Source organism: Ferroacidibacillus organovorans, assembly GCF_001642725.1.
GTDB lineage: Bacteria > Bacillota > Bacilli > Alicyclobacillales > SLC66 > Ferroacidibacillus > Ferroacidibacillus organovorans.
The window spans coordinates 1-25,739 of record NZ_LSUQ01000036.1 but is presented as its reverse complement, the minus strand read 5'-3'; the positions used below and the strand labels follow the sequence as shown (position 1 = coordinate 25,739).

The following is a 25,739-nucleotide window of genomic DNA, read 5'->3' as shown; positions in this document are numbered from 1 at the left end:
AAAGGAGACCTCATGATTCAGCAACCGCAGACCATGGATGAACCATTGATCCAAAACCTCAAAGACGAGCGACCAAAATTTATACAGCGATTTTGGCGCTCGCGGATGACGGTACTCGGAGTCGTCATGCTTTTACTTTTGGTGTTGTTTTCATTCGTCGGCCCTATGATTTATCGGCGTAGCGCCATAACGTCGCACCTGCTGGCAACAGACGCGCCGCCATCTTCGAGCTTCCCGCTAGGAACGGACAGCGTGGGGCATAATGTGCTCGCACAATTAATGATGGGTGGTCAATCGTCGCTTGAAGTCGGATTTGCCGCCGCCGTTGTGGCCATGGTCTTTGGCACGCTGTACGGCATGATCAGCGGAATGATCGGTGGCATCGTCGATACGATCATGATGAGAATCGTCGATATTCTTTTATCGATTCCGGCGATCTTTATTCTCTTGTTTTTAAATGTGGTGTTTCAGCCGAGCGTACTGATCATGATTTTTGTGTTGGCGTCCACATCATGGCTTGGCGTCAGCCGATTGGTTCGCGCGGAAGGCCTGTCGATCAAAAATCAGTTGTATATCGAGGCTGCGCGCGCCGTTGGGACAGGCAATTGGCGCATCATGTCGCGCTATTTATTCCCGAACTTTCTAGGCACGGTGCTCGTGGCCGCGACCTTTCAGGTTGCAGATGCCATTTTAGCGATGGCCGCGCTCAGTTTTCTCGGGTTAGGGCTCCCGCCACCGACACCCAATTGGGGTGGAATGCTTTCGGACGGCATGAACTATATGTTCCAAAATTCATGGTGGCTCATTTATCCACCGGGGCTGTGCATTCTTATTGCGCAAGTGTCGATCAACTTGATCGGAGACGGACTCCGCAGTGCGATCGAAACACGCGAACGTTAACCTTCTTCACACAGGGGCAGCAGTTGGCGATGGCCGTGTATGCTAAGGAGGAAATGCGGCATGATGAAGTTTTTGGTACGACGGATTCTGGAGGCCATCCCCACGGTGCTGGGGGTTACCATTCTGTCCTTCGTTTTGATCCATATTGTACCGGGAAGCCCTGTCCGCATCCTCTTGGGGAATCACTATACCCCTTTGAGAGCGGCAGAGTTGACGCGGTCCCTTGGGCTTAACAAACCACTTGTCGGACAATATCTGATCTGGATGGGAAATTTGTTGCACGGGAACTTTGGTTACTCGTACACGTATGACAAACCAGTCGTTCAATTGCTGTTACAGGCGCTGCCGCACACGATCGTCATTGTCGTGTTCGCCGTTCTCGCCGCGCATGTTTTTGCCGTCTTTTTGGGCTCCGTACAAGCCTACTTTGAGAACACCAAGTTCGACCAGATCGTGACGTTTATCAATTATTTTTTCTACTCAATGCCAACATTTTGGCTCGCGGTTCTCTTGGTCATCTTTTTCTCCATCGATTTGAACTGGTTTCCATCCGGTGGCATCGTCAACACGCAACTTTCTAACCCAGGTTTTGGCGACTGGCTTAAGCATTTGATTCTCCCAACCTCTGCGCTGTTTTTGGTGTCTGTGGCAGGTTGGGCGCGCTACATGCGATCGTCCATGCGCGAAGCGCTGCTCCAGGATTATGTTCGCACCGCACGGATGAAGGGCGCCAGTGAGTTTCGCGTCATCTTTGTCCACGCACTAAGAAACTCCATATTGCCGCTCATCACGCTGTTTGGCTTATCCCTTCCGATCCTTTTGAGCGGCGCACTGTTCGTCGAGGAGGTTTTTAACTATCCTGGCATGGGTCTCTTGTATTGGGATGCGGTGAATTCGCGAGACTATCCGATCATCATGGGGATTACCGTTTTTATCGGGTTGGTCACAGTGATAGGTAACTTGATCTCCGATATACTATACGGGTTGATTGACCCGCGCATTCAGTATCTCTAAGCATTAGAAAAGATCCCTTGATTCGTAGGATTGTTCTGCGGAGAGAGGGACTTTTTGTTTATCGCGTGATTGTCCCCGCCGCATTAAGTCCACCGTATCAGACCCCACCCTTTGGATAAACATCACGAATAATTGCCGCCGCAAGGATGTCGGTCGAGCGAAACAGTGCTTCAGGGGGGCGTGATAAAATGGAGACTTCGGAAGGAACGATGACAGGTAACTCCGTACAGGCGAGGAGAATACCGTCAACGTCCCGGCTCCACGGCCCTTGCGCCAACTGAATCGCCCGTTCACCCAGCGTCTCAATTCCAATATGAACGCGTCCGTCAAACGCTGAATGACGGGCGCTTGCCTCTTTAACCGCTGAGATGATTTCTGTTATTTCCAATTGTGTTTCTTCATCCGGATAAACCGCTTCAAGTCCCGCTTTTCGAAACGACGCTTCATAAACTCGGAAGGTTCGCGTTGGTGTCGTACCCATGATGCCGATTTTTCTGTACTGCGACTTCACAATCGCAGCAGTAACCTCTTCGATTAACGAGATCATGGGAACGCTCATCTGTTGCGCGATTTGTTCCTGATAGATGCTCGTCGTAGTCGATGGTATCGCAATCAGTTCCGCACCAGCTCGAACCAATTTCTGCGCAATTTCCACCAGCTTTGGAACGGGGGACTCCCCAGTTCCCGAAAGGTGTTCAATGCGACTCGGTACCGTCGGGTCGGCCATCAGAATGATTGGGATGTGTTCTGAATCCATGGCTGCGGGAGACATCTCAATCAATCGACGATAGAAGTGTGCACCCGCAAGTGGACCGAGCCCAGCGATCACTCCAAGTGTTTTCATCATGATGCCTCCCGATCTTATTGTGCTGGCGGTTTTGTGAACCGTTCACGTTCCCGAATGAACACATCTGATGATGAACCCTGCTTTCGGAGTCGCGCGAGATAAATCCTGTAGATGACAATCCCTAAAACGATGACAATCGCAGATTGAAATGCTGGTTGCAGGAATAATGGATTTGATACTGATGATAGCGTGATAGAGATGGAAAACCAAACAGAGATAGCCATCAGTAACACCCCGATGAAAATCTGCATGAAGCGGTTTTTTGCTAATGATGATGTATTGGCGGAAGAGAGGCCTGGTGCGTGGTGTGGGAAAGTGATCATCCCGAGTCCCATAAAGAAAAACACGAGCATGACGGATAAAACCCGGATGTTAACGCCGAATACGAAACCGAGATTGATGGATTCGATGAGACTGAGTGACCCAAAAATGGCACTGAGTGTCAGGGCGAATACAGGTGTTTTATACTTGGTGTGTGTCTTTGCAAAGACGGCCGGTATCAGTCCGTCTTCTCCCCAAGCGTACACCCAGCGCGATTGTGCAAGAAAAATAGGCAGAAATGTTTTGGCAACAATCAGCGCAACACATAGATTCAGGAGTGAAGACATCCAGGGGGGCATGAGGAACTGCAACAAACCGGACGAAGTTGTGTAGGACGACATTTTCATCTTGGCCAAACCGGAGATGATCTGCCACGGCACGACATGGTAGACTGCCCATGCGAACAGGGTATAAATCACCGTAACCATCGTTACGGTGATAACGACCGCTTTCGACAGTGATTTGACAGCATTTTTCGCCTCACCGCCCGTCTGCGTTGCGGTTGAGAGACCAAGATAGCCGAAGAAAAGAACAGGTAATGCCGAACCAAAGGCCACTCCGTAGCTTACATTGTGGACTGGTGATGCGGCGGTGATGGAGGCCACCGAAATGTGCAGGTGTTGTGTTAAAGCGGTCACAAAAGTGCTCTGACTGGTAGCAAATCCGATGACAATCATGACGAGTGCAACAGCAAAGACAAGGAACATCGCAATTGTGGTCAAGGTTCCTGCCAGGCGAACACCGAGAACGTGAATAAACCAGAAACCCCACAGAATGATGAGTCCTACAATTAATATACCTGCATTGGATGCGAAAAAATTACCTACTCCCGTAGCTCCCAGGGATAATGCCGCTGTAGACAGGAATTTTGGTGCTGAATAAGCGAGCGTCCCGAGCGCACCAGTGAAACCGAACCACGCGAGGAACGTCACGACGAATGCGACTCCAGGGCTGAGTGCTCTTGAGATAATTACGTATTCTCCACCTGCGCCGACTAAACCTGAGGCAAAGAAATAGCGATACGCAACGACGGTGATGAATGTAATGACACCACCTACCAACATGAGCAACGGTACAAGGTTGCCGACGCCCGGTGAACTCTGTTGGATCTGGGTTGATACGAAAAACAGTCCAGCTGCAATCTCGTTCGTGAGCCCAAACGCGATGACCGCAAGCAGTCCGAGGGCTCGATTCAAGTGATTTGGTTGCATAACGCCGCCCCCTTAGATCTTTAACGAATTGCTTACTACCGCATCTGCTGTTTCGAAAAACAGAGACGTATACGCGTATAGTGCCGGAGAGCCGCCCGTATGAATAAACAGCACGTTGTCGCTCTTTTTGAAATACCCCTTTCGGATGAGACCGATGAGGCCGGCCATCGCTTTGCCCGTGTAGACCGGATCGAGTAGAATGCCTTCCGTTTTAGCCAAAAGGTTAACGGCTGATGTCATTGCAGCGGTGGGTAATGAGTACCCTGGTCCTACATAGTCGTCAAAGCAGGTGACTGCATCACGGGGAATCGAGCCTTTCATGCCAATGTGGTTGCCGACGCGAACAGCGAGGTCGTGAATGAGTGTTTCCTGTACATCTTTTGGACGACTGACATTCATGCCTACGACAGGAATTCCAGAACTGTTTCCGTAGAATCCAACAACAAGGCCTGCATGGGTGCCACCGCTGCCGCTGGCGCACACGACTGTGCTGATGTTTAGACCTTGATCGAAGGCTTGAGCGAGCACTTCTTCCGCACAGGCAACATACCCGAGTGAACCAATTTCATTGGATCCACCGCCGGGAATCATATACGGTTTGCGGCCTTTTGCAATGAGTTCTTCCGCGACCTGTTGCATCTCGAGCATCATGTCTGAACCGCCTGGTACAACTCGGATTCCTTCCACACCGAGCAAATGATAAAGGAAGTTATTCCCGCTGTTTTGCGGATTGTAACTGTTTGGGACGCGTTCTTCTAAAACAAGGTGACACTTCATGCCTTCCTTTACGGCTGCAGCGAGCGTCAAACGACAATGGTTAGACTGTACGGCTCCGCAGGTGATGACCGTATCGCTGCCTTCCTTGAGCGCGTCCGCGATGAGAAATTCTAATTTTCGGGTCTTGTTTCCACCCGATGCGAGACCGAGGAGGTCGTCGCGCTTCATAAAGAGCTGTGGACCATCGAGTACCTGCGATAACCGCGGAAGGTGTTCGATGGGTGTAGGGCCGGCGGTATAGCGACGACGAGGGAATTGAGCTAGATTCATTGCGATTCACTCCTATGGTATAGATAAAATTTAGAATTGCGTGTAATTATTATGATAGATGCTATGTTGAAATGAGTAAAACGAATAATTGTAATCATCATCATGCGAATTTCTCATCTATCATCTTGAAGTCTCACTTTTGATGGCAGGTGTTAAAGGTGATTAATGATAATACATCAAAACTATGATTTGTTCAGAATATTATCAACGCTCTATTGACGAAAACCCCTTTGTAGGCTATATTCTGATTGTAATTAACTTCTGTCGCCGAATGAAGTAAGTGGGGGATGCCGTGGAAGCCGCCAATAACATGGTTTTACGTGATTTGAACATGAACTCTATATTTCAGACAATCCAGCATCGTGGCCCAATTTCCCGAGTAGAGATCTCGGAACAGACGGGGCTTGCAGCAAGCACAGTATCTGTCCTAACAAGCGAGTTGCAGGGAAGTGGATTTATCCGCGAATCTGGATACGCAACGTCAACTGGTGGAAGGAGACCTATTCTTTTGGAGGTCAATCCGGAGGGGGGGCACTTTATCTGCGCTGATCTGACGGGTTCACAGATTACAGTTGGTGTACTTGACTTATCGTTTCAGGTGTTGCGGGAATGGTCTTTCGAAAAAACGAGGGTTAGCGGAGAAGATCTTTATCGTGAGTTGATTAAAGCTCTTTCTAGTGCCCACAGTTGGTGCGAACAAAATAGTTTTAAAACGCTAGGCATTGGTGTTGCAACACCAGGATTAATGGATTTGGGGACAGGAAAAATTGTCGAGGCAAGTAACTTAGGCTGGCGTGACTTAGATCTTGGCAAACTTTTGGAGCAAGAGTTTCATCTCTCTGTCACTGTGGAAAATGACACGAACGCTGCTGCCTATGGTGAATTTCTTTACGGGTCTGAGCACACTGATCATGCGAGAAATATGCTTTACATTGCTGTTGGAACTGGTGTTGGGGCTGGCATGATCATTGAGCGTGAACTTTATAAGGGATCGCTTGGAATGGCAGGAGAGATTGGGCACATTGTCATTCATGAGAGTGGGCACATGTGTACATGTGGAAAAAGAGGTTGTTTGGAGACGGTTGTGTCGGAACCGGCGTTGCTTATGGAATACAATCGTAAAATGAATGCCTCAAGCATAGGCAGTATACAGAATTTGGTGGAGCAATCAGAAGCAGGAGATGTACTTGCGCGGGATGTGTTGTTTAATGCCGGCCACATACTTGGAGTTGTTGCCGGGAATCACGTCAACGTTTTAAATGTCGACAGTGTGGTATTTGGTGGGGATGCCATTACACGCGGACATGTAATGTTTGCGGCGATCATAGAAGGGTTACATGAAGTATTGCTTCCTGGATTCGAGAAAAATTTAAAGATTCGCGTGTCTTCGCTTCCTTTGACGGCTGGGTACGTGGGTGTCGCTTATTCAAGTTTGACAAGTGTGCTCAACAAATATGGGTTTCAAGTACCCGCGAAGATATAAAAAACGCAGTAAGTGAACATCTAACAATTTGAAACATCCTTTTGGTTTGACAGCAAGAGAGAGGTTCGATGCTAGGATGTCATACGTAATTGGTCTAGACGTTGGTGGCACAACAATTAAAGGGGGAGTCTTTGCAGGAACTTCACAGTCTATGATTGACATTCATATGAAAACGTATTCAAACGAAAATACGCTTGAAGAGATTTTGGCGAGTATATCAGAAGCTGTTCAGTACCTTATGGATGAAGCGAGTCATCTAGAGATAGGGAATCTTGTGGCAATCGGTATTGGCATTCCAGGTTTCGTGAAATCGAGCGAGGGATTTGTCCTTTACGCTTCAAACCTCAGACTTCACAACGTAAATCTTAAACAATGGGTTGAAGAGCACTTTGGCGTTCTGTGTGTCGTTCAAGGTGATGCTCGAGTCGGAGCGCTTGCGGAGCGTGAATTCGGTGCCGCAAAAGGTTTTTCTTCCTTATTGTTTATCGTCATAGGAACAGGTGTTGGTTCTGGCATGATTCTCGACGGCAAAATTTATGAGGGTGCGCATTCTGTGGCCGGTGAGATTGGTCACACCATACTCGAACCAGGAGGTGAGATTTGCGCTTGCGGTAGACAGGGATGTCTAGAAACGATGGTTTCGGGTCCCATGCTTATTCGGGCTTACCAAAGACGCATTGGCAAAAAGGTCGACGTGACTGCAAAAACGCTTGCTGAACTAGCGGCATGTGGAGAAACGAATGCCAAAGCGGTGTACACGGATGCTGCAAGGTCTCTCGCCATAGCGATTGCCAACTATTGCACGATTCTTGATCCAGCCATTGTTGTGATTGGCGGTGGCGTGTCCCTTGCGGGTTCTGTCTTGTTCGAACCATTGCGCGCCTTTTTTTCAGTCTATGCATCACCTTTGGCTCGTCAATCGATTGAAATTGTCCCAGCTGTACTGGGAGATCGATCGGGGGTCATCGGTGCCAGTCTGCTCGTCAGAGATATTCTCCTCGACGAAAGGTCCATGTAAATCAGCTTGAGTGAGTACAAAGAGAAATTGGATGTTTTTCAGCTCATAAAGGGGAGATAAATTGTGGAGGTAAAAAAATTCAGAAAAACGCTTTCACCTATTTTGTTAGCAGCTCTATCAGGTGTAGTTCTTGCTGGCTGTGGAACAACGACACAGGCTACCAGCAATCCACCTGCACAATCCAACGTCAGTAGTGATAAAGGTCCGCTCAAAATCATCATGTGGGTGAATCCCCCTGCTGTAGCGGCCGTTCAAAAAATAGATTCTGAATTCGAACATAAGTACGGAGTGAAAGTACAGCTCCAAACAACGGCGAATGATACCGCCGGTTATCAAACCTTGCAGCAGACAGCGGTGCAAGCCGGAACTGCGGATATTATGGCCATTCAGCCATTCGATCCAATGCCGCAAAAAATGACCAGCAATAACTTGACTAACGTTCAGCAGTGGGCCATAAACCATATTTTCATGCAGCTCAATCATGAACCTTGGGTTTCAAGCTTTAAGGCGAGTGATCTCAATGCGGCAGCGTACAAAGGAAAGTACTACGGTCTTGTCACGGGCGTGTATCAAACAGGGTTGTTCTATAACAAGGCCATCTTTGCTAAATATCACCTTCAAGCACCTGCAACATACAGCGAATTTCTCAATGTTTGCAATGTGTTGAAATCGCACGGTGTGACTCCAGTGTGGACAGGTCTCGCTGGCGGTGCTACTGGGTATGTGCAATTCATGATGTATCCTTTTATGCAGGATCTTTTAGCTCCGAGCCTCGGTTCGGCAAGCGCAAGTCAAGCCCTTGCCTCAGGTAAGGTAAAGTGGACAGACCCGAAAATGATTGAGACCTTCAAGAGGGAACAAAGCTTTGCTGCGAACGATCTCGAAAGTAACTATGCGGGTGAAAACTGGCAGCAGATGCCTGGAGAATTCGCTGCTGGAAAAGCGGCAATGTTGCTCGATGGGTCATGGGATCTTGCTTCAGTCCTTCAAGCAAATCCAAAGATGCAGATTGGGTACTTTCCGATTCCTGGATCCAATACAGCTTCGAATAACCAGTCTGTTGCGAATCCAGACTTGACTTGGGTCGTTCTAAACAATAGTAAACACAAATCTTTGGCTGAAAAATGGTTGGCGTTCTTTGCCTCTAAGAACATCTACAATCAATATGTACAAATGACAGGGATTTCGCCGAGCGAAAATGGGAACTTCACAAGCAAAACGGCTGCGATTATGGGTACGTGGTTTGGAACGGGCAGGGTGATCAACCAGACATCAGATTGGTTGATCCCAAGCGGGCCGTATTATTTGCAACCAAACAACTTCTGGTCTGAACAGTTAAAGATGTTGCAGGGTGGAATCACTCCTGCCAAGCTCGCACAGGAATATCAGCAATCGCAAAACCAGGCATCGAAATAGGCTGAAGCAAAGGGCACTTGAGGAGCCCCTATACGATGGGGCTCCGTCCGGCTTCACAATATCATTATGATCTCAACTGTAAGGAGAAATCCTTTTTGAGTAACGTATTTAAAGGCCGTCAAAGAATCGTCATCTATCTCACAATGATCCCTGGTTTGCTTGTGTTCCTGTTGTTCGGGATCGTTCCCTCAATATCGACGTTGATCATCTCGTTTACAAACTTTACGGCAATCCCCGGATTGCCAACAAATTTTATTGGTTTGGCAAACTATGTGTATATTTTCGTTAACAACGCGCAGGGTTTCATTCAGTCTGTAGAAGATACGTTATTGTTTGCGGGTGGAGTGATCATTCTTCAAAACGTATTGGGTTTATGGATGGCGAGTACGCTCACCAAAAAATTCCCTGGCGTAACGTTTTTTCGTACGCTTGTTTTTATGCCAGCTGTACTTGGTGTCACGGTCATCGGGTTGATGTGGACATTGATCTTTGCCCCATCCGGTGGCCCGGCGGCAGAGCTATTGAGCCTTTTTGGAACCTCATCCGCTTTCTTTGGTTCTACGACTTGGGCCTTGCCACTCGTCATTTTTGTTCAGATTTGGGCAAATCTGGGCTTTACGACAGTAGTCTTCATTGCAGGTATGAATACCGTGCCGCGCGAACTGCATGAGGCGGCGATGATTGATGGCGCAACGGGATGGACGAATTTCTGGAAGGTGACATTTCCAATGATTGCTCCAAGTGTAACTGTCAACGTCATTCTTGCTGCTGCTGGATCGCTGCGGACGTATGACCTGATTTATGTATTGACAGATGGTACTAACAACACCAATACGCTTGGCATGTATATGTTTAATACAGCCTTTCAGGGTTCAAGCAATCTTGGGTTGGGTGCCGGGATTGGAATACTGCAGTTCATCTTGACCGTCATCGTTGTTTTGATTCTGCAAAAATATCTTATGCGAAGGGAGGAAGCAATGTCGTGAATTCCCTGGGTTCTGATTTTTCAAGAAATTGGTTGAGACTTTCGATTACGACAGGGCTTGTCGTGATGATATTCTACTTTGGTCCTCTCTTTTATGTCGTGAATATCTCTTTACAGAGCCAGCAACAGTTCCTGACCCAATCCATGTCTTTGCCTTCTCCAATAAGTTGGAGCAATTTCACACAGGCTTGGCAAGAGGCTTCGATGAGTTCATATTTTATGAACTCCATTGTCTATACCGTAGTTCCGACTGTGGTTGCGCTGGTATTCAGTGTCACCCTCGCATTTCCCATTTCACGAAGATACATCAAGGGTTCACGACAGCTTCACGCATTGCTGACTTCAGGAATGTTTTTCCCGGTAGCATTGATACCGCTTTTTATTGAATCGCGGATGCTCAACTTATACAACAACCGTCTTGGGTATATGATTTTGCATATTGAAGACGCGATGGTGTTTGGCTTTTTCCTCTTTGTCGGATATTTTCGAACGATTCCGAAGGAATTGGATGAGAGTGCCGTCCTTGATGGGTGTGGGTATTTGCGATTCCTACTGGTCATCGTTGCCCCTTTGGCTAAGCCTGCCTTGGTGACGATGGCAATCTATGCAGGTATCCAAATTTGGAACGACTTGATTGGACCGGTTGTATTTCTGGCGTCACCCTCATTGTATCCTCTTTCAAGAGGATTGTTCGCCCTCTATGGAACTACTGCGGGGCAATGGACCTTACTCGCCGCAGGAGTCTTGATTGCAGCGGCCCCCCTCATCATAGCTTTCTTGTTCTTCCAACGTTACTTCATAGAAGGGGCAATGGCTGGCGCGGTAAAATCATGATTGGTTTTGACTGACAAAAACCTGATAGAAATGAGTAATCTGTTGATTGCTCATAGATTGCTGTATCTACTGAATTGTACCCTTAGATAAGAAAGCGGTGTGCATATGAGTTACCGTCAGTACTATGAAGCGGTCACGGAAATATTGGAGAGTGTGTTAAACGAGGAAGGTGAATCGATTCAGCAATCCGGGCAGTGGTGTGTGGAAAGCATTCTTCAAGGCGGGCTCCTTCACGTTTTTGGGACAGGTCACTCTCATATGTTGGCTGAGGAAATGTTTTTCCGCGCTGGTGGTCTGTTGCCAGTAAACCCTATTCTGGAGAGTTCTCTTATGCTTCACATTGACGCTCCTAAGAGCAGCCGCATGGAACGGTTGACGGGATTAGCTGAGGTGCTGATTGAGGGACAACCAGTAAAAGCAAAAGATATCATGTTTATATTTTCGAATTCGGGTCGTAACGCCGTATCGATTGAGATGGCACTAGAAGCTCGAAAACGGGGGCTAAAAGTGATTGGCATTACCTCAGTGGCTCACACGAATGCCGTGAACTCTCGTCATCCGGAAAACTTGAAACTCTATGATGTCGTGGATCTCGTCATCGACAACCACGGTGTATCCGGTGACGCAGTGATTTCGTTGAGTGATCTCCCCGTAAAGGTAGCGGCCACTTCAAGCGTGATAGGAACATTTATTGTTCAGGCGATCGTGGCGGAAGTTGCGACAGGTTTTATAAAACTGGGCGTGCAGCCGCCGATCATCATGAGCGGCAATCTCGATGGATCCAAGGAATATAACGAGAAGTTATTTGCTTCTTATAGAGATCAGGTTGGCGAATTGCGTATGCTTAGTTCGTCACACGGTTATGCATCGCTCGAAGGGGCTTCCACAGTTAGGGATGGCGATGAATGAATGTCAAGGTGATTCTATGTTTCAGGAGGCAGGGCGATGAGTGTGACCATCATGAGTGGAGAATGGAATGGACGCGTGCAACAGATCAAGATGGAGGATGGCATCATTACAGCCGTTGGCGACATTGCAAGCAATCAGTATATTGGTGCAACGCATATTCAGACAGACGGTCAGTTGCTGCCTGGTTATATTGACGTTCATGTCCACGGCGGCGGGGGGGCCGAGGTCATGGAAGGGACGGAAGATGCGTTTGAACAGGTGGCACTGACACACGCCAAACATGGTACAACGGGACTCCTATTGACGACCGTCACGGCATCGCCTGAGGATTTGGATAAAGTCTTCACGGCATACGAACCCAAGCGAATTCGAAATGGGGCTGAGATTCTCGGCTTTCATCTTGAGGGTCCCTTCATCAATCCCGCAAAGCCTGGAGCGCAACCGAAAGAATTCATCATTCCACCGAGTGAAAGTCTTTTTCTACGTTGGCAGTCACGATCCGAAGGCGCAATTCGCTATGTGACACTTGCGCCGGAGATGGAAGGTGCGGAACTGCTGATCAAACTGGCTGTCGATCAAGGGGTCGTCGTTTCAATGGGGCACTGCAACGCCACGTCTTCTCAAGTTTCGCAAGCGATTGCGTGGGGAGCAAAGAGCGTCACACACCTGTTTAATGCCATGAGTCCTGCAGGACATCGTGAACCGGGGCTCGCCGGCACCGCACTCGGTGAGGATCGATTGATGGTGGAGATCATTGCCGATTTGATTCATGTCCATCCACTGATGCTAAAGACTGCGCTTCGGGCCAAGGGTCCTGAGCGAGCCATGCTGATCACGGATGCAGTGAAAGCGGCAGATATGCCTGAGGGTGAGTATGGGTTTGGCGGACGCAGGGTTTTCGTCAAACATGGCGCCGTTCGATTAGAGGATGGGACTTTGGCCGGGAGTACGCTCACGCTGGATAGGGCTGTGAGGAACTTGCTTGGCATTCACGCGCTGCGGCCGGATGATGTGAACCTTGTCACCTCTTTGAATCAGTCGAGACTGCTGAATCTTCCACACGGGAGAATTTCCATTGGCGCACCTGCCAACCTCATCGCAGTTAGCGCAGATTGGGAAGTGACACACACCGTTGTCCGCGGCAAACTGGTTCATCGCGCTTGAACCGCTCCCAAAGGAAGCGGCGACAGGAACGGTTGGAAGGCCACACAGTCTATATCTCTTCTTAATTGATCGAGAGACAAGTATGATCAAATGAGACGATTTCTATGGAGGCAGAAAACATGGCGGAACAAAAATGCAGTGGCACGGTGTTTGTCAATCACTTTACAAACGGGGTGCTCGACCCGGCGAAGCCAATGCTTGGACCCGTGCAAGATGGAGGATATATTGTTGCCAACACAGCGCCTGGGTGTTGGGGACCGATGATCACGCCAGCCCTTCGCGGAGGGCATGAAGTCACGCAACCTGTGTACGTTGAGGGGGCGGAAGTCGGAGACGCGATTGCGATTCGAATCAAGTCGATTCGGGTCACATCCATGGCCACGTCGTCGGGAAATGATGAAACTGTCGAGGGAAATTTCCTTGGTGACCCGTACTGTGCCGGAAAGTGCTCGGCGTGCGGAACGATGTACCCAGAGACTCGGATCGAAGGAATCGGACCGTCGGCCATACGCTGCGCAAATTGCGGTGCTGATGCAACGCCGTTCAAGTTTGCGAACGGTTATACGATAGCGTTTGACGCGAATCGCAGCGTGGGCGTTACGCTCCCAAAGGCTGCGGCAGAGCAGATTGCGCGTGATGGAAAGAATTACATGGCAACGCCTGCGAACTCTATTCAAAACCCGATCGTTACGTTCGCGCCACATGACATTGTTGGCGCAGTGGCGAGGCTGCGTCCATTTCTCGGTCAAATCGGAACTGCGCCGTCACGGCCATTGCCAGACTCCCACAATGCAGGTGATTTCGGATTCTTTCTTATTGGCGCTCCCCATGAATATTCGGTGAGCGTTGATGAATTGAATCAATCGAAGACGGATGGACACATGGATATCAGTCGTGTGCGGGAAGGCGCCATTCTAATTTGTCCTGTCAAAGTTCCCGGCGGCGGTGTTTACGTTGGCGATATGCATGCACTGCAAGGGGACGGCGAGATCGCTGGGCACACATGTGATGTGTCAGGGATTGTTACCTTGCAGGTGCATGTTGTGAAGGGACTCAGGATGGACGGGCCTATTTTGCTCCCAAATGAGGAAGACCTGCCCTATCTCGCGAAGCCGCTCTCAGCCGAAGAAAAGCGTCTGGCACTGGCCGAGGCTTTAAAATGGGGTCTCACAGAGATCGAAGAGACAGCACCTGTGGCTTTTGTCGGAACGGGAGAAAACTTGAATGTTGCCACAGAAAATGCACTAAAACGTGCGGCAGAGTTGCTTGAAATGTCAGTCCCAGAAGTCATGAACCGCTCCACCATCACGGGGTCGATCCAAATCGGCCGCCATCCCGGTGTGGTCACGGCCACATTTCTGGTTCCTGTCGATCGGCTTGAGAAACTGGGGATCATGGGATATGTGCGGGAACAATATGGTCTGTAGAAATTTTTGGAATCAAGTCTGATCGTAGGAGCAACGATCTGTCCGGCCGCAGAGCGGCCGGATCTTGATGGTGATGATCGAAGAACTTTTGTCGATGCGCCATCGATCCCTATGTTTCGTACAAGTACGTTAAAATACGCCCATGTCAAGTGTTACTGGGCAGTGATCGCTTCCAAAGACATGGGCGTCGATGCGCGCATCCGTGATGGCGGTGCGAAGCCTTGTGGAGACGAGGAAATAATCGATGCGCCACCCGACGTTTCGCTCCCGCACCTTAGGCATATACGACCACCAGGAGTAGGCATCGGTTCGCTCAGGATACATGAAGCGAAAGGTGTCTGTGAAACCGGATGCCAAGAGCGCCGTCATTTTTTCCCGCTCTTCATTCGTGAAGCCGGAATTGCCTTGATTTGCTTTCGCATTCTTTAGGTCAATCTCCTGGTGTGCCACGTTCAAATCTCCGCAGACGATGACCGGCTTCTTTGCGTCCAATTGCAAGAGATAGTGTCGAAAACGGTCTTCCCACTCGAGTCGATAGGGGAGTCGGGACAAATCGCGTTTGGCGTTTGGCGTGTACACCGTCACAAGATAAAAAGCGTCAAACTCCAGTGTGATGATCCTGCCCTCAGGTTCACTATTCTCCTCCATGCCGTAGTAAACCGAGCGGGGGGGCATTCTCGAAAGTACAGCGGTTCCCGAATACCCCTTCTTTTCGGCGTAATTGAAATACTGGAGATAGTCCTCGCCTACTTCGAGGTTGATTTGCCCCTCTTGAAGTTTTGTCTCTTGAAGGCAAATGATATCGGGGGTGGTTTGACTGACATATTCGAGAAAGCCTTTATTGACGCACGAACGCAATCCGTTTACATTCCACGAAGCCAGTTTCAGCGTGATCATTCCCTTGCATTTAGGCTGGGCCATTTTGTCGCATGATGGAACTAGTTTACCATACCCGATCGGATCGAACGGAGGAGCGAGATGACGAAACGCTTGCAAGGACGAGTTGCTGTTGTGACAGGCGCGAGTCGGGAACGGGGAATTGGCACCGCGATCTGTCGAACGCTTGCCAGAGATGGAGCAGACATCTTTTTTACGCATTGGGGCCGTTACGATGAGACGATGGCGTGGGGGGCAGAGGACCGTTGGCCGGATGCACTCTCTCGCGAACTTCGATCACTTGGCGTACGCGTGGGGCATCTTGCGGTGGATTTGGCGAATCCCGAATCGCCTTCGAGACTTCTTGACGAGGTGTGCAGGACGCTTGGCAATCCTTCAATTCTTGTTAACAATGCAACGCACTCTACGGAGGGCGGATTTGAAACGTTGAGTGCCGAGATGCTAGACGCACACTATGCGGTGAATGTGCGCGGAACCTGCCTGCTATGTGTAGCGTTTGCGCGCCGCTTTGATGAGCGGCACGCCGGGAGGATTGTCAACATGGTATCGGGCCAAGACAAGGGGCCGATGCGCGGTGAGCTTGCTTATGTGGCGACCAAGGGCGCGATTACGGCTTTTACGGTGTCTCTCGCGGCGGAAATTGCTTCGCTTGGCATCACGGTCAACGCGGTGGATCCTGGGCCGACCGATTCTGGATGGATGTCGCAGGAACTAAAGACTGCTTTGTTACCGAATTTTCCGCTGGGACGAATCGGTCAACCCGAGGATGCGGCGCGCTTGGTGGCGTTTTTGGCGAGTGATGATGCGCAGTGGATCACGGGACAGGTGATTCATTCGGACGGCGGATTTTGGAACTGACGCGTTGCAATCCAAGATCGTTCTCGCTATGCAATGTGCGACGAGGCTCGCTTGGACGTAGCATGGTGCGAGTTGCCAAACGGATGTGAACTTAAGCTGCAGAGGAATACATAAACACGTTCTTGCGAACACACGCTATCGATGCAGGATGATTATGTAAGGGGTGTTCACAGAATGGCGAAACCGGATGACCGATCAGACAATGTAGAAAAAATTCAACACGCAATCTCGAACACGGTTGAAAACTTCAGGGAGGCCGAAGATTTTGTTCAAGCGCATCGCGATGAGATGAGTGCAAAGGATATCGCGGATATTGATGCAAAAAATCATCGTCGACAAGAGGCAATCGAGGGGTTTCGAAGCGAAATAAAGGATGAAGCACATTCGTAATATGCTTAAACTGCAAAAAGCGTCCTCGTAATGGACGCTTTTTTTTTCGGATTGGTCGACGATCCGATGAGGTGCGCCACTGTGGAAAATGCGGCAGTAAGGCATCTGCGTGTTTAGCTGATGTCCATCAGTGTTGTGGCGCAGCCAGGTCGTCGGCAATCATGAACGCATTGGGGCTCCCGTATTGTGGAAAACTGGGGCTGATCGCGCCAGTTTTTGCGATCAGGTGTGTCGGACCGCGGTTTGTAGCGCTGACCCACATCACCGCATTTTGGCGTACGAATACAATGCGCGAACCGTTGTCGTTAAAATACGGTGTCATCACACCGTTTCCGGCGGTGGTAATGATGTTTGTTTTGTGCGTGTTCGGGTTGTATGTTGCGAGCTTTAAACTTTGCATCCAGCGCATCACATTGCGATTTGATTGGATCATGTTGTTTTCTTCTTTTCCCACCACATAGGCTAAGACTCCACTTGAAGACAGGGCAGGATCAAGTTGGACACTCCCCTTGCTTACGGGAATGGTAGCGTCTGGCCAAATGGCGATGGTTTTTGGACCCGCGAATAAATGACGAGAGTGAGACTGCCATACCACGGCGCGGTCTGCGCCAAACGGTTGCACGCTCTGGTTTGTTGCGAAGGTGTGGCCAACCACCTGATTCTTTCCATTTAAGCTGAGGTTGTGTAGAGGCACGCCATCCGCCAAGATGGAAGCGCTATGCATGGGGTCATTCCAGTAGAACAGGGATTGACCGTTTCCTGCAAACGGTCCAAGCATGAGCCCGTTTGGAACACTGGCGGTAACCATTGGCCGCCACGCACCGGATGATCGATTCCAGACGCCGATCTGATCGTACCATTTGGAAATGTTGCCATAATTGCGCGTAATGCTCACAGCTGCGTTTTGATCTTCTGCGCTAAACGCCAATCCGTTGATCACGGAATTCCGCGGCAAATGGATGGGCCATATCACAGGTCTACTTCCTGGTGTCATCTTGTAGATTTTGTTCGCGCGACTAAAAATCAGCGTGTGACCTTGCGCAAGTCAAGTCAGGTTTTCCGCTCCTCCAGCCAGCTTGTAGCGGATGCGTCCGTTGGCAGATACAATCCAAGGCGTCGCGGAATTGCCGCTGCTCACACGAGTCCACAGCCACGCACCGTCTGGAGAAAACGTTGCTGAAAGTACGTGATCCATTACGTTGTGCACTGCGACAATATGTTTATTTGCAGTCCTTGTGTTGATGATCGTGTAGAGTTCCCCACCAGAAATTCCGTTGGTATTGGCGATGAGTGCAATGTCTCCCATGTCCGAAAAATTGCGCGGGTAGAAGCTTGCCGGCACGAAATGGGATTGTGCGTGCACGTTAATCCCGCTCAATAGACTGGCGAGCGCGGCGCCAAAAAGTGACATTCGAACAAAGCGTTTCAATTTGATCCAGACCCTTCTGTTCCGTTTTGATCGATAGACGAGTGGGATCCGTTTGAGGTTACGGACACTTTGCGTGCCTGAGTGCTTGTGTTTGCGGGTCAAGCTCACATGGTAGCCGTTTTGGGAAAGAGGGAATGGCTATGAAGTTGTCCTATCATGAATCTGTCGAATATTTGATATAAAAAATTCAATATTGTATTGATTTATTAAATCCAATGGATATAATAAAATCCATGAACATAAAAAATGCAGGATTGGTAGGAACCAATCAAAGGCATGGCCAAGAATATAATAAGTCTGTGGTTTTTGAACACATTCGGTTGTTTGGCGCGATTTCCCGTGCAGATATCTCAGAAAAAACGTTGCTTGTACCGCAAACCGTATCTAATCTTGTTCGAGGTTTGATTGAAGAAGGACTTGTCATAGAGTTGAAACAGTCAAATGTTACACGAAAGCGAGGTGCAAATCCTACTCAACTCATCGTTAATGAAAACGCATACTTTACGATTGGAATACAAGTTCAGTACAGCCGTATTTTTGCCGCCCTTGTGAATCTGGGGGGAAGAATTATCAGAAGCATGGAGTGTCACTGGGATTTGCCTAGTGATCTTGAGTCTTTCGCTGATGAAATCATAGGGATGAGTAATGAGCTTGTGAAGGGTATTGAAGGAATTTATTCGCTTTCTGACTTGCAAGGAATTGGAGTAGGTATTCCAAATCTTTATGGCAAAGTTGTTTCTACGTTTCCTGTGCCAGGTGATTCATCTCAATTGCTTATAAGGGATTATTTGAAAAGAAGAGTTGACTGTGAAGTAATTGTCGGGAACAACGCCCATTTGGCAGCAGTAGGAGAATATTGGATGGGACGAGGTAAGGTGCCTTCTACCTTTCTTTATGTATATATCGGAGACAACGTAGGAGGTGGGCTGATTGTCAACGGTGAGGAATATGTGGGCGCTAGTGGAAAATCAATGGAATTAGGTCATATTCAGTATATGCCTAATGGACTGCCCTGCTATTGTGGCGCCAGAGGGTGCCTCGATCAATACGGTAGCATCAACGCCTTACGAAAAAATCTCTTCATAGAAGATGACAAGTCACTCCAAGATATTCTAAGCGGGGCAAGTGAGCATCAACTTGCTGTTATTCACGCGGGAATGGAGGCACTGGCGGCAAGCATTGTCAGTGTTTTAGCCGTACTGGATACTTCGACGTGTGTCATAGGAGGACCACACGCTAAAACGTTATTTCCATACTTGCTCATTCTCTTAAAAAATAAAATGCGTGAACGGGAATATGTGGTGGATGTCAGATGTTCTGAAATGGATATTCATGCTGGAGCGATCGGTGCGGCTTCTACGGTGTTTCATGACGCGCTGTGGTGCAAGACCTCTAATATGCTAAAAGTAGAATCTTAAACAAGCAGTGATAAAGTGTGAAATGGGGCGATTGGGTGACAAAAATCACCAAATATTCTCAACGTATTTTCGGAATGCTGTCCATCATCGCTGGTTTAGGGATTTGGCAGGTTGCTGAATTGAAGTTGCCGACCCTTGTTGCCGGGCCCATTCAAGTTGGTTACGCATTGATTGCCGGTCTGCAGAATGGAACACTGATTCCTGACGTTTTTATTAGTCTTGAAAGGGTTCTGGAAGGCTTTATTCTGGCACTTTTATGCGCTGTGATTCTTGGATTTATTATCGGATGGTATCAGCCCATTCGCTGGATTCTAAATCCATGGCTTCAGTTTTTGCGAATGATTCCTCCTATAGCACTGATTCCACTTGTTGTCGTTTATCTTGGCGTTGGACAGCCGGCAAAAGTATTTGTCATTTTTTTTGCGGCGTTCTTAGTTATGTTAGTCACGATTTATCAAGGCGTTCGACAGGTCGATGTCACGTTGGTTCGTGCGGCGCGAGTGCTGGGATGCAATGACTGGATTCTGTTTTTCCGAGTTATTCTTCCTGCCTCTATTCCATATATCTTCACGGCGATGCGTCTTGGGATTGCGGCCGCATGGACGACGTTGGTTGCGGCAGAACTCATCGCTGCATCACATGGTCTGGGCTTCATGATTGAACAGGCGAGCAATTACTTTGAAATGCCGGTTGTCTATCTCGGAATCACGATTATAGGTGCACTGGGAATTGCGATGGATCGCGGGATTTTAGCGCTGGAGGGGAAATTCACTTTATGGCAGGAGAAAATTCTATGATGTCAGCGCGAGACGATAAAATTCATGTCGATCGAGTTGAAAAACGTTATCAGGTGGGAGGCAGGCAGATTTTAGCGCTTCGTGAAACCAGTCTTCAGGTCAAGGAGGGAGAATTTATTTGCTTGGTAGGTCCAACAGGATGTGGGAAGACGACCCTCCTCAACATGATCGCTGGTCTTGAGTCGGTTACGTCTGGGAAGATCGTCGTGAGTGGAAAAGAGGTACACAAACCGGGAAGAGATCGTGGCGTAGTGTTCCAACAGTACGCGCTCTTTCCCTGGTTGACCGTGCGGAAGAATGTGGAGTTTGCCCTGTCGATGCGTGGGATCAAAGGAGTAGAGCGCACGGAGATGGCGGGTGAATTTCTTTCCCTAGTTAACCTTAAGGAGTTTGAGAATGCGTTTCCCAAACAATTGTCGGGCGGTATGAAACAAAGGGTCGCGCTTGCCCGGGCATATGCGGCCCAGCCTGATGTTCTCTTGATGGATGAGCCCTTTGGGGCGTTAGATGCAGATACAAAGGCACAGTTGCAAGAAGATTTGCTTTCCAGTTGGCGCCAGCTTAAGACCACCATCATCTTTATAACGCACGATGTCGAAGAGGCGGTGTTTCTCGCGCAACGTGTGATCGTCATGGCGGCAAAACCCGGCAGAGTCACGGCTGAAGTGAAGATTGATTTACCTTTTATTCGGAATCATTCTGTGAGATTCAGTTCTGAGTTGCTTCATTACAAAAATGATATCTGGAATCGCTTGCATTCACAGCGTGCGGATGATGATTTGATATAGATATTAAGGAGGTGATCTGACTCTATTGTTGTCAGGAAGTAAAAATAAAAGGGGGTATGGTTGTGAATCTGTATGGGAAATCAAAGAATCTGATTCTGTCTGCAGGCGCTCTGTCGCTTTTAGCGTTGGGCACTGGCATGCCAAATGCAATGGCTGCACGACTCACCGCACCAACATCCATCACCGTTGCGTACATGGCGAATATGGGCGGAGCCAGTACACTGGCTGTTGCCGAGCATATGGGATACTTTAAGAAGGCTGGATTAAACGTGCATTTGGATCTATTCCAAACCGGACCAGCTGAACTGGACGCCATGGCGTCAGGTACTGTAAACATCGCTTACATTGGTTCTGGTGCTGCCTTTTTGCCAATGAAAGGCATGGCTAAGATCTTCTTTATTGATAGCATTGGTCTTGGAGATGGAATCGTCGTCTCAAAATCCTCCGGTGTGCATACGCTACGTCAATTAAAGGGTAAAAGCGTCTTGTTGCCCATGGGGACAACGGCCGAGATCATTTTATATGAGGCGTTGAAAAAAGCAGGTTTAAGCCTGAATGACGTGCACATGGTGAATACGAGTCCATCCTCTGAAGCGCCGGCCTTCCTATCTGGAAGAGCTCCGATTATGGCAGGGTGGGATCCGAATCTTCAGGTGGTGTTAAATCGTTCGCCGGGCTCGAAATTGCTAGCGAGTGACCGCATGTTCTATCCTCAAGTCTCTCTTCCTGGAATCTGGACAGCGTCAAATGCTTTTGCGAAAAGTAATGTTCCGGCACTCACAAAATTCACATGGGCCATGTTACAGGCTGTGAATTATAAATCTGGGCATATGGCGCAAGCGGTTTCATGGACTTCCCAAATGACCGGCGTTCCTGGCCCATTACTTTCTCAATCCGTGAAAGATTCCATTTTCCCAACAGAGTCAAACTTGCTCAAGTACTATACATCAGGGAATGTCTCGAAGTGGTTTAACACGCTTGGTTCTACCTTCGTTGCGATGAAAGCGTTGCAAAAAGTCCCCGCATATGCATCCTATGCATTTCCAGATCTCGTTTTACGCGCAAGTAAACTCAAACTGTAGGGCGATGTGACGGGCCGATTTTTATCGGCCCATCTGCGCACGGATCACATTTAGAGGAGTGGGTTCAGTGAAGGTCATTTATATCGATATCGACAGCCTCAGACCAGATCATTTACATTGCTATGGGTATAAGCGACCCACATCGCCGAATATCGATCGATTGGCGATGCAGAGTATGCGATTTGCACAGTGCTACACTTCGGACAGCCCGTGCATGCCTTCGCGAGCCGCATTGATCAGTGGAACGTTTGGGATTAGGACTGGTATTGTGACGCACGGTACAACAGGATTAGCGATGCCTTTGCACACACGTACAATACCGGCCGTTCTCAGAGAGCATGGTGTGCGGACGGCTGCCTTTTCCACTTTTGGTCGACATCCATCACCATGGTTTTATATGGAGTGGGAAGAATTTCACGATCCTAGGGGCTGGCGTTTTCAACAGACACCGGCGTGGAAAATGAATGAACAAGTATTGCCGTGGATTGAGGAAAATGCGCAAGACGATTTCTTTTTGTATGTACAATATTGGGATCCTCACGCAATCTATGATGCTCCACACGCGCTGGTCAATGCCATGAGTGAGCATGATCTTCCAGCTTTTCCTGATGATGAGGCAGTTGCTCGCCATCAAAATGATCGGTTTTGGCACTCCGCCAGTATGATGGGTATTCATTCCTACGACAAGTATGCGGCAATGGTTAATGAATATGATGCAGAGATTCGCTATGTAGATTTTCACGTAGGGCAGATTCTCGATTTGCTTGAACGCAAAGGAATCCTTGATGAAACGATGATCATTATTGCAGCTGACCATGGTGAAGGATTAGGGGAGCACGGCGTTTATGTGGAACACTGGAGTATTGTGGATACGGTGAATCATATTCCCCTTATCGTGAAGTTTCCGCGAGGTGCTGGGGCGGGTCGCACATGTCAGGCATTGGTGTATCAATTTGACATTGCTGCAACAATCTGTGAGGCATTTCAAATTGCTAAACCGATCGAGTGGGACAGCGAATCGCTGTGGCCTTATCTGGATGAGAAAAACGTGAAGGGACGTTCACATCTTGTGATTGGGCACGGCTTGTATACTGCGCAGCGCGGCGTCGTCACAGACCGCTGGAAGTTAATTCGAACGCTGCACAGTGGTGAATGGAATTATCCGGATCAGCAACTATTTGATCGAGAGAGCGATGTTTATGAACAAACCAATGTCTGGACGATGCATCAAGATATGGCGAAAATCCTTAATGGGTATCTGGCCGATTGGGAATATCAAAATCGTGCGACGCTTGGATACGATCCACTGGTGTCCACGGCACATCAAGGGCCTCCCGGACTACATCTATATGGCAAAGAGACGATGGAGGATTTTTATGTAAGGGGCATTCCGCAGCGTGTTACGTATTCAGAAAGAAAACCTGATATCCCCGCACTTGAGTAAATAAAAGGGGCGGAGAGATACATATGCAATTTGATTCCATTGTAAATTTCTATAAGGAACATCTCGAAAATGTCATCCTGCCATTTTGGACAAAGAACGCCTTGGACTTAGAAAGAGGAGGCATCTACACTTGTTTTGCCATGGATGGGACTGTCTTGATCCATCGAGATAAATACACATGGTCGCAGGGACGTTTTCTATGGTTGGCAGCTCGTCTTGTCCGCCTTGCAAGTACTGGAGATCTTCTCATAAATGAAGATTTAATTATGGAAGCGGCAAAAAAGACAGCATCCTTTTTGCTTGAACACGTATTTTTAGACAATGGTCATTGCGCGTTTGTACTTTCGGAGGATGGAACACCTAAATATGTTGGAGAACAAAAAACTTTGGACGCAAGTATCTATGGGGATTGTTTTGTGTGTCTCGGGCTTATTGAGTATGCGGATTTGTTAGGTGACAAAGAATTATTACATTTTTCATGGAATCTTTATCAGGACATTTTGCTGAGGGTCAAAACGGACGACATTGTGACTGAGCCGTATATCGTTCCCAAAGAATTGACGGTTCATGGAATCCCCATGATTCTGCTTAACCTTAGTTTTGAATGTTACAAGGCTTTTAAGAGAATTGGAGACTCGCGTGTGGGAACAGCGATGAAACATACTCTCCGCCATATCGACGCCATCTGGAATCAATGCGATGGGCAAGCTCATGTTCTCCGAGAACATGTAGTCAAAGATGTATTATACAAGGATGCGTGGAAAAAAACGCTTCTCTATGAACATATCGCGCCTGGTCATACGGCTGAGAGCATGTGGATGATCATGGAGACTGCGCACGAATTATCGGACCGCAACATGATTGATCGCTGTTTGCTCGTTTTAAAGCACACCTTTAATCTTGCGTGGGATGATCAGTATGGCGGGCTATTCCGCTTTGTCGGGTTAAATGGGGGAGCCCCATTTGGCAGAAACTCAGGTTCAGTGTATGAAGAGCAAATCCTTGATACGTGGGATATGAAATTATGGTGGGTGCATACAGAATTTCTATATGCTGCATGGTTGGGGTGGACATTGACTCGCGATCAGGAATGTAAGGATATAGCGGAGAAACTCCATCAGTATACGTTTTCTGTGTTTCCCAATCCGGATCACACTGTGGGAGAGTGGCTACAAAAAAGGAATCGCCAAGGGCTACCACTGGATAAGGTTGTCGCTCTACCCGTTAAAGATCCGTACCATATCATGCGAAATCTTATGCTGTTAATCGGCTTGTCGAAAGTAAATGTGTAACCGTAAGAAGATGAAGGTGAGCGGGATTTTGTGTAACGCGTACGTTTATCGTCCTTGCAAAGACCGCTATTTTATTGCTAAAAGACACTTCAATGGGCTGTTATCGTGAGAGATGGCGTGCAAAAAAGGTGAAGAGAGAGCGATTTTTGCGCGGTGGAAAGATAAAGAGATCAAGCACAATGGCCACGATGATGCCGATGGCCGTATCGACAATCCTGTCAAACGCATAGGAAACACTGTGATTTTCAAAGACGAGGACGAGAATGGCGCTGACACCAACCTGATGAATGATCGTATCATCTAATCTTAATTGCTTTCCGATAAGAATGGAGAGAAAGACAATCATCCCGACGGTCCACGCGGAGACGCCGACCCAGTTTACGATTACGGTGGCGATTGCCACACCGATGACTGTGCCGACCATGCGTTGCCAAGATGATTGCACTGATCGATCGGGTGTCGCTTGTAAACAAAGCACAACCGTAAGCGGTGCGAGATAAGGGTGATTCGATCCTGCCCATCGAGCGATTGCCCACGCCAGTGCGCAGCCAAGCGAGGGTTTCCAGATCATTGCAGACGACTGAATGAAATCCAAGAATCGATGATTTTTCATAGGTGTAGTTTGGCGATGGCAGGTGTCGATTATGCCACACATCGCCTAATCATGGATAAATTTCGCATGATGTGGCTCAGGATGCGCATACTCTCAGTGATCCGTAGCAGGGAGGAAGGGGGATCATTGTGGAGGATGTTATGGCTGGCTCATCG

General features: G+C 48.5%; 25 protein-coding genes. 18 read left to right on the top strand and 7 right to left on the bottom strand.

Translation table 11 applies throughout. The features are described from left to right. The first annotated feature begins 12 nt into the window (after nucleotides 1-12). Nucleotides 13-900 carry an ABC transporter permease gene (locus AYW79_RS10835; protein ID WP_067565554.1) on the top strand — a complete coding sequence of 296 codons (888 nt, stop codon included), beginning with the start codon at nucleotides 13-15 and terminating at the stop codon, nucleotides 898-900. A 60-nt stretch (nucleotides 901-960) separates the two neighbouring features. After that, a complete protein-coding gene (locus tag AYW79_RS10830; RefSeq protein WP_067565550.1) occupies nucleotides 961-1,914 on the top strand; it encodes an ABC transporter permease in 954 nt (317 codons plus the stop codon). A gap of 97 nt (nucleotides 1,915-2,011) precedes the next feature. Here AYW79_RS10830 and AYW79_RS10825 read toward each other — a convergent pair whose 3' ends face one another. Genes AYW79_RS10825 through cuyA form a run of 3 tightly spaced genes read right to left on the bottom strand, consistent with a single transcriptional unit; the run spans nucleotide 2,012 to nucleotide 5,340 of the window. After that, complete coding sequence (locus AYW79_RS10825) at nucleotides 2,012-2,758, bottom strand: aspartate/glutamate racemase family protein (protein ID WP_067565547.1); 747 nt, start codon at nucleotides 2,756-2,758, stop codon at nucleotides 2,012-2,014. Nucleotides 2,759-2,775: 17 nt separating this feature from the next. Beyond that, nucleotides 2,776-4,293, bottom strand: coding sequence for an APC family permease (locus AYW79_RS10820; protein WP_067565544.1), 1,518 nt, complete (start codon nucleotides 4,291-4,293; stop codon nucleotides 2,776-2,778). 12 nt (nucleotides 4,294-4,305) lie between these two features. Beyond that, nucleotides 4,306-5,340, bottom strand: a complete 1,035-nt coding sequence (gene cuyA, locus AYW79_RS10815; protein ID WP_067565541.1) for a D-cysteate sulfo-lyase — start codon at nucleotides 5,338-5,340, stop codon at nucleotides 4,306-4,308. A gap of 292 nt (nucleotides 5,341-5,632) precedes the next feature. Here cuyA and AYW79_RS10810 point away from each other — a divergent pair, with 292 nt between their 5' ends. The 8 genes from AYW79_RS10810 to AYW79_RS10775 all read left to right on the top strand — a co-directional run bounded on the left by AYW79_RS10810 (nucleotide 5,633) and on the right by AYW79_RS10775 (nucleotide 14,576). Further along, complete coding sequence (locus AYW79_RS10810) at nucleotides 5,633-6,823, top strand: ROK family transcriptional regulator (RefSeq protein ID WP_082806785.1); 1,191 nt, start codon at nucleotides 5,633-5,635, stop codon at nucleotides 6,821-6,823. Nucleotides 6,824-6,899: 76 nt separating this feature from the next. Further along, complete coding sequence (locus AYW79_RS10805) at nucleotides 6,900-7,841, top strand: ROK family protein (protein WP_079290413.1); 942 nt, start codon at nucleotides 6,900-6,902, stop codon at nucleotides 7,839-7,841. A gap of 63 nt (nucleotides 7,842-7,904) precedes the next feature. Further along, nucleotides 7,905-9,257 carry an ABC transporter substrate-binding protein gene (locus AYW79_RS10800; RefSeq protein WP_067565531.1) on the top strand — a complete coding sequence of 451 codons (1,353 nt, stop codon included), beginning with the start codon at nucleotides 7,905-7,907 and terminating at the stop codon, nucleotides 9,255-9,257. 95 nt (nucleotides 9,258-9,352) lie between these two features. Next, the gene (locus AYW79_RS10795; RefSeq protein ID WP_197461015.1) at nucleotides 9,353-10,243 is read left to right on the top strand and encodes a carbohydrate ABC transporter permease; all 891 of its coding nucleotides are present in this window, start codon (nucleotides 9,353-9,355) and stop codon (nucleotides 10,241-10,243) included. Next, complete coding sequence (locus AYW79_RS10790) at nucleotides 10,240-11,076, top strand: carbohydrate ABC transporter permease (RefSeq protein WP_067953279.1); 837 nt, start codon at nucleotides 10,240-10,242, stop codon at nucleotides 11,074-11,076. Before AYW79_RS10795 ends, AYW79_RS10790 begins: the two co-directional genes overlap by 4 nt. A gap of 105 nt (nucleotides 11,077-11,181) precedes the next feature. Further along, nucleotides 11,182-11,985, top strand: coding sequence for a sugar isomerase domain-containing protein (locus AYW79_RS10785; RefSeq protein ID WP_067565528.1), 804 nt, complete (start codon nucleotides 11,182-11,184; stop codon nucleotides 11,983-11,985). 36 nt (nucleotides 11,986-12,021) lie between these two features. Beyond that, nucleotides 12,022-13,149 (top strand): N-acetylglucosamine-6-phosphate deacetylase, encoded by a 1,128-nt coding sequence (nagA, locus tag AYW79_RS10780; protein WP_067565525.1) that lies wholly within the window; start codon nucleotides 12,022-12,024, stop codon nucleotides 13,147-13,149. A 119-nt stretch (nucleotides 13,150-13,268) separates the two neighbouring features. Continuing rightward, on the top strand, nucleotides 13,269-14,576 hold the full coding sequence (locus tag AYW79_RS10775) for an acetamidase/formamidase family protein (RefSeq protein ID WP_067565563.1): 1,308 nt from the start codon (nucleotides 13,269-13,271) through the stop codon (nucleotides 14,574-14,576). Between the two features lie 129 nt (nucleotides 14,577-14,705). Here AYW79_RS10775 and AYW79_RS10770 read toward each other — a convergent pair whose 3' ends face one another. Beyond that, entirely contained in the window at nucleotides 14,706-15,464 is a 759-nt protein-coding gene (locus tag AYW79_RS10770) for an exodeoxyribonuclease III (protein ID WP_067565560.1), read from the bottom strand. Between the two features lie 90 nt (nucleotides 15,465-15,554). Between AYW79_RS10770 and AYW79_RS10765 the strand changes: the two genes are divergently transcribed. Then, nucleotides 15,555-16,331, top strand: a complete 777-nt coding sequence (locus AYW79_RS10765) for an SDR family oxidoreductase (protein ID WP_067565512.1) — start codon at nucleotides 15,555-15,557, stop codon at nucleotides 16,329-16,331. A gap of 174 nt (nucleotides 16,332-16,505) precedes the next feature. Beyond that, nucleotides 16,506-16,721 carry a small acid-soluble spore protein Tlp gene (gene tlp, locus AYW79_RS10760; protein ID WP_067565509.1) on the top strand — a complete coding sequence of 72 codons (216 nt, stop codon included), beginning with the start codon at nucleotides 16,506-16,508 and terminating at the stop codon, nucleotides 16,719-16,721. A gap of 127 nt (nucleotides 16,722-16,848) precedes the next feature. On the opposite strand, the gene AYW79_RS10755 is transcribed toward tlp, so the two are convergent. Together AYW79_RS10755 and AYW79_RS10750 are read right to left on the bottom strand one after the other, a co-directional pair. Beyond that, nucleotides 16,849-17,694 carry a hypothetical protein gene (locus AYW79_RS10755; protein ID WP_067565506.1) on the bottom strand — a complete coding sequence of 282 codons (846 nt, stop codon included), beginning with the start codon at nucleotides 17,692-17,694 and terminating at the stop codon, nucleotides 16,849-16,851. Between the two features lie 72 nt (nucleotides 17,695-17,766). Further along, complete coding sequence (locus AYW79_RS10750) at nucleotides 17,767-18,150, bottom strand: hypothetical protein (RefSeq protein ID WP_067565503.1); 384 nt, start codon at nucleotides 18,148-18,150, stop codon at nucleotides 17,767-17,769. 233 nt (nucleotides 18,151-18,383) lie between these two features. On the opposite strand from AYW79_RS10750, the gene AYW79_RS10745 reads away from it, so the two are divergent. The 6 genes from AYW79_RS10745 to AYW79_RS10720 all read left to right on the top strand — a co-directional run bounded on the left by AYW79_RS10745 (nucleotide 18,384) and on the right by AYW79_RS10720 (nucleotide 24,971). After that, nucleotides 18,384-19,568, top strand: a complete 1,185-nt coding sequence (locus tag AYW79_RS10745) for an ROK family transcriptional regulator (RefSeq protein WP_067565500.1) — start codon at nucleotides 18,384-18,386, stop codon at nucleotides 19,566-19,568. A 35-nt stretch (nucleotides 19,569-19,603) separates the two neighbouring features. Next, nucleotides 19,604-20,365: an ABC transporter permease gene (locus AYW79_RS10740; protein ID WP_067953478.1), complete on the top strand. Its 762-nt coding sequence runs from the start codon at nucleotides 19,604-19,606 to the stop codon at nucleotides 20,363-20,365. After that, nucleotides 20,362-21,153, top strand: a complete 792-nt coding sequence (locus tag AYW79_RS10735; protein WP_231877934.1) for an ABC transporter ATP-binding protein — start codon at nucleotides 20,362-20,364, stop codon at nucleotides 21,151-21,153. Before AYW79_RS10740 ends, AYW79_RS10735 begins: the two co-directional genes overlap by 4 nt. Nucleotides 21,154-21,215: 62 nt before the next feature. Then, the gene (locus AYW79_RS10730; protein WP_067565495.1) at nucleotides 21,216-22,235 is read left to right on the top strand and encodes an ABC transporter substrate-binding protein; all 1,020 of its coding nucleotides are present in this window, start codon (nucleotides 21,216-21,218) and stop codon (nucleotides 22,233-22,235) included. 67 nt (nucleotides 22,236-22,302) lie between these two features. Continuing rightward, nucleotides 22,303-23,679, top strand: a complete 1,377-nt coding sequence (locus tag AYW79_RS10725) for a sulfatase family protein (protein ID WP_067565492.1) — start codon at nucleotides 22,303-22,305, stop codon at nucleotides 23,677-23,679. Nucleotides 23,680-23,702: 23 nt separating this feature from the next. Further along, the gene (locus AYW79_RS10720; protein WP_067565489.1) at nucleotides 23,703-24,971 is read left to right on the top strand and encodes an AGE family epimerase/isomerase; all 1,269 of its coding nucleotides are present in this window, start codon (nucleotides 23,703-23,705) and stop codon (nucleotides 24,969-24,971) included. 100 nt (nucleotides 24,972-25,071) lie between these two features. On the opposite strand, the gene AYW79_RS10715 is transcribed toward AYW79_RS10720, so the two are convergent. Next, the gene (locus AYW79_RS10715) at nucleotides 25,072-25,542 is read right to left on the bottom strand and encodes an FUSC family protein (RefSeq protein WP_197460897.1); all 471 of its coding nucleotides are present in this window, start codon (nucleotides 25,540-25,542) and stop codon (nucleotides 25,072-25,074) included. Nucleotides 25,543-25,739 lie beyond the last annotated feature (197 nt).